The following is a 3,298-nucleotide window of genomic DNA, read 5'->3' as shown; positions in this document are numbered from 1 at the left end:
GAAATTGACTGTTGCTCCTGTGGTTAACGTTACAGCAATGGATGAAAATTTTGGTTCATTAGGTGCTCAAAGAAATATTGTGAGATGGGCATTTGAAGGAGATTCTAAAGTAGGTACGGTAAAACGTTTTGAAATAGCTAACGTTGGTCACGTAATTGCTAAAGTAAAAAGTATTGACAATTCAGGTTTAATTGCAATCGCTACCGCTAGACCTTACGTTGAGCCAATCCTTAAGAACAAGAAAAAAGCAGAGTTAATTAAAGCTAAAATGACAGGTGCTTCACTTGAGGCTATTGCCAAAGCAGTAGGCGCACCGGTACAACAAGCAACAGGATTAACTTTAGAAAATGCAGTATTGCCAGGTGGAGTAGGACAAGAAGCTAAAGTTGTAGGTAATGCTTTAGCATTGGCTGCCAATAAAATTTCGGCTCCGATAGAAGGAAATACAGGTGTTTATGTTGTGAAAAATGTAAGTACTATCAAAGCACCAGCTTTGAAAAGTCATGCGCCTTACATCACTAAATTGAAAACACAAAGTAGTGGTGATATGAATAGAGCCATTCCTGCTTTGAAAGCAGCGGCTACAATCGAAGACAACAGAAAACAATTCGGTTTGTAATCGATAATAAAGTTTAGTTATTATATTTAGAAGCCAGTTACATTAATTTGTAACTGGTTTTTTTTGCACGCTATTTTTTACTAATTTAGATTACTAACCCAATTATTATGGCTTCATTTCCTTCGCTTCAAAAAGTATGGCTTGCCACCTCTACAACCGTTCTTCGTTTTCCACTTGAGTTTGTTGTGACTTTATTGGGAACCCTATTTGCGTTGTTAATGGTTAAAAATAACTATGCAACAGCAGAGGAAGCACAAATGATCAAAACCATTATGAGCTGTTCGTTGTGTTTAGTATGGTTTTTGTCTTGCACGCTGTTTTTTAACACAAGTAATAAATCTATTGTTTTTAGGGTTTTGAGTAGTTGTTTAGGGGGATTTTTGCTATTTCTGTTTGTATTTAGTCTTGAGATTCCCACGGCTAGTATTGATTTTTTACAATTTTTTGTTTTGTCGATTGCCCTGCATTTGCTGGTTTCTTTTGCTGCTTTTTTAGCAAAACAGTATTGCGAAGAGGAATTTTGGGAATTCAATAAACAACTCTTTTTACGAATTATAACGGCTGGTTTGTATAGTGGTTTTCTTTTTGCAGGCTTGGCTTTGGCCATCGTTGCTATAAAGGAATTGTTCGGTTTTGAGTTGGATGAAAAGATTTTTGGTTATCTCTTTGTAGTAATAGCTGGGCCATTTAATACACTCTTTTTTTTGAGTGGTGTACCTGTTATTCAAAGCGTCAATACGACGCTCACACTTAGTTATCCTATTGGTCTTAAGAAATTCACTCAATATGTATTACTTCCTTTAATTAGTCTTTATTTGGTGATATTGCTTTGTTATGAAACGAAGATCCTTATTACTCTTTCTTTGCCTATTGGCTGGGTTTCGTATTTGGTATTGGTTTTTGCTATTATCGGTATTTTGTCTTTTTTATTGGTTCATCCCATTGCTTCGTCGGCAAGTAATTTGTGGATGCAAACCTTCAATCGTTGGTTTTATTACTTGTAAATTCCTTTATTGGGCTTGTGTTTTGGGCCATAGGTACCGGAATTAACAAGTAATAAAACCAACGATTGAAGGTTTGCATCCACAAATTACTTGCCGACGAAGCAATGGGATGAACCAATAAAAAAGACAAAATACCGATAATAGCAAAAACCAATACCAAATACGAAACCCAGCCAATAGGCAAAGAAAGAGTAATAAGGATCTTCGTTTCATAACAAAGCAATATCACCAAATAAAGACTAATTAAAGGAAGTAATACATATTGAGTGAATTTCTTAAGACCAATAGGATAACTAAGTGTGAGCGTCGTATTGACGCTTTGAATAACAGGTACACCACTCAAAAAAAAGAGTGTATTAAATGGCCCAGCTATTACTACAAAGAGATAACCAAAAATCTTTTCATCCAACTCAAAACCGAACAATTCCTTTATAGCAACGATGGCCAAAGCCAAGCCTGCAAAAAGAAAACCACTATACAAACCAGCCGTTATAATTCGTAAAAAGAGTTGTTTATTGAATTCCCAAAATTCCTCTTCGCAATACTGTTTTGCTAAAAAAGCAGCAAAAGAAACCAGCAAATGCAGGGCAATCGACAAAACAAAAAATTGTAAAAAATCAATACTAGCCGTGGGAATCTCAAGACTAAATACAAACAGAAATAGCAAAAATCCCCCTAAACAACTACTCAAAACCCTAAAAACAATAGATTTATTACTTGTGTTAAAAAACAGCGTGCAAGACAAAAAACCATACTAAACACAACGAACAGCTCATAATGGTTTTGATCATTTGTGCTTCCTCTGCTGTTGCATAGTTATTTTTAACCATTAACAACGCAAATAGGGTTCCCAATAAAGTCACAACAAACTCAAGTGGAAAACGAAGAACGGTTGTAGAGGTGGCAAGCCATACTTTTTGAAGCGAAGGAAATGAAGCCATAATAATTGGGTTAGTAATCTAAATTAGTAAAAAATAGCGTGCAAAAAAAACCAGTTACAAATTAATGTAACTGGCTTCTAAATATAATAACTAAACTTTATTATCGATTACAAACCGAATTGTTTTCTGTTGTCTTCGATTGTAGCCGCTGCTTTCAAAGCAGGAATGGCTCTATTCATATCACCACTACTTTGTGTTTTCAATTTAGTGATGTAAGGCGCATGACTTTTCAAAGCTGGTGCTTTGATAGTACTTACATTTTTCACAACATAAACACCTGTATTTCCTTCTATCGGAGCCGAAATTTTATTGGCAGCCAATGCTAAAGCATTACCTACAACTTTAGCTTCTTGTCCTACTCCACCTGGCAATACTGCATTTTCTAAAGTTAATCCTGTTGCTTGTTGTACCGGTGCGCCTACTGCTTTGGCAATAGCCTCAAGTGAAGCACCTGTCATTTTAGCTTTAATTAACTCTGCTTTTTTCTTGTTCTTAAGGATTGGCTCAACGTAAGGTCTAGCGGTAGCGATTGCAATTAAACCTGAATTGTCAATACTTTTTACTTTAGCAATTACGTGACCAACGTTAGCTATTTCAAAACGTTTTACCGTACCTACTTTAGAATCTCCTTCAAATGCCCATCTCACAATATTTCTTTGAGCACCTAATGAACCAAAATTTTCATCCATTGCTGTAACGTTAACCACAGGAGCAACAGTCAATTTCATGTCTTT

Annotated in this window: 3 protein-coding genes and 2 pseudogenes; 2 read left to right on the top strand and 3 right to left on the bottom strand. The window is 35.7% G+C overall.

Annotated features, from left to right (window positions below; genetic code table 11):
* Together BXU11_RS16870 and BXU11_RS16865 are read left to right on the top strand one after the other, a co-directional pair.
* Positions 1 to 619, top strand: a pseudogene (locus BXU11_RS16870) (peptidylprolyl isomerase); the annotation flags it as partial.
* Positions 620 to 726: 107 nt separating this feature from the next.
* Positions 727 to 1,623 carry a DUF4153 domain-containing protein gene (locus BXU11_RS16865; protein ID WP_078213364.1) on the top strand — a complete coding sequence of 299 codons (897 nt, stop codon included), beginning with the start codon at positions 727 to 729 and terminating at the stop codon, positions 1,621 to 1,623.
* Here the strand turns inward: BXU11_RS16865 and BXU11_RS18190 are convergent.
* The 3 genes and pseudogenes from BXU11_RS18190 to BXU11_RS16855 all read right to left on the bottom strand — a co-directional run.
* Entirely contained in the window at positions 1,598 to 2,221 is a 624-nt protein-coding gene (locus BXU11_RS18190) for a DUF4153 domain-containing protein (RefSeq protein WP_223253767.1), read from the bottom strand. The genes BXU11_RS16865 and BXU11_RS18190 overlap by 26 nt on opposite strands.
* A gap of 124 nt (positions 2,222 to 2,345) precedes the next feature.
* Entirely contained in the window at positions 2,346 to 2,564 is a 219-nt protein-coding gene (locus tag BXU11_RS18185; RefSeq protein WP_223253766.1) for a hypothetical protein, read from the bottom strand.
* 107 nt (positions 2,565 to 2,671) lie between these two features.
* Positions 2,672 to 3,298, bottom strand: a pseudogene (locus BXU11_RS16855) (peptidylprolyl isomerase); the annotation flags it as partial.

It is taken from the genome of Flavobacterium sp. LM5, assembly GCF_002017945.1.
GTDB lineage: Bacteria > Bacteroidota > Bacteroidia > Flavobacteriales > Flavobacteriaceae > Flavobacterium > Flavobacterium succinicans.
Note: the sequence above shows the minus strand (reverse complement) of the source record. Positions and strands in the feature narration are given on the sequence as shown.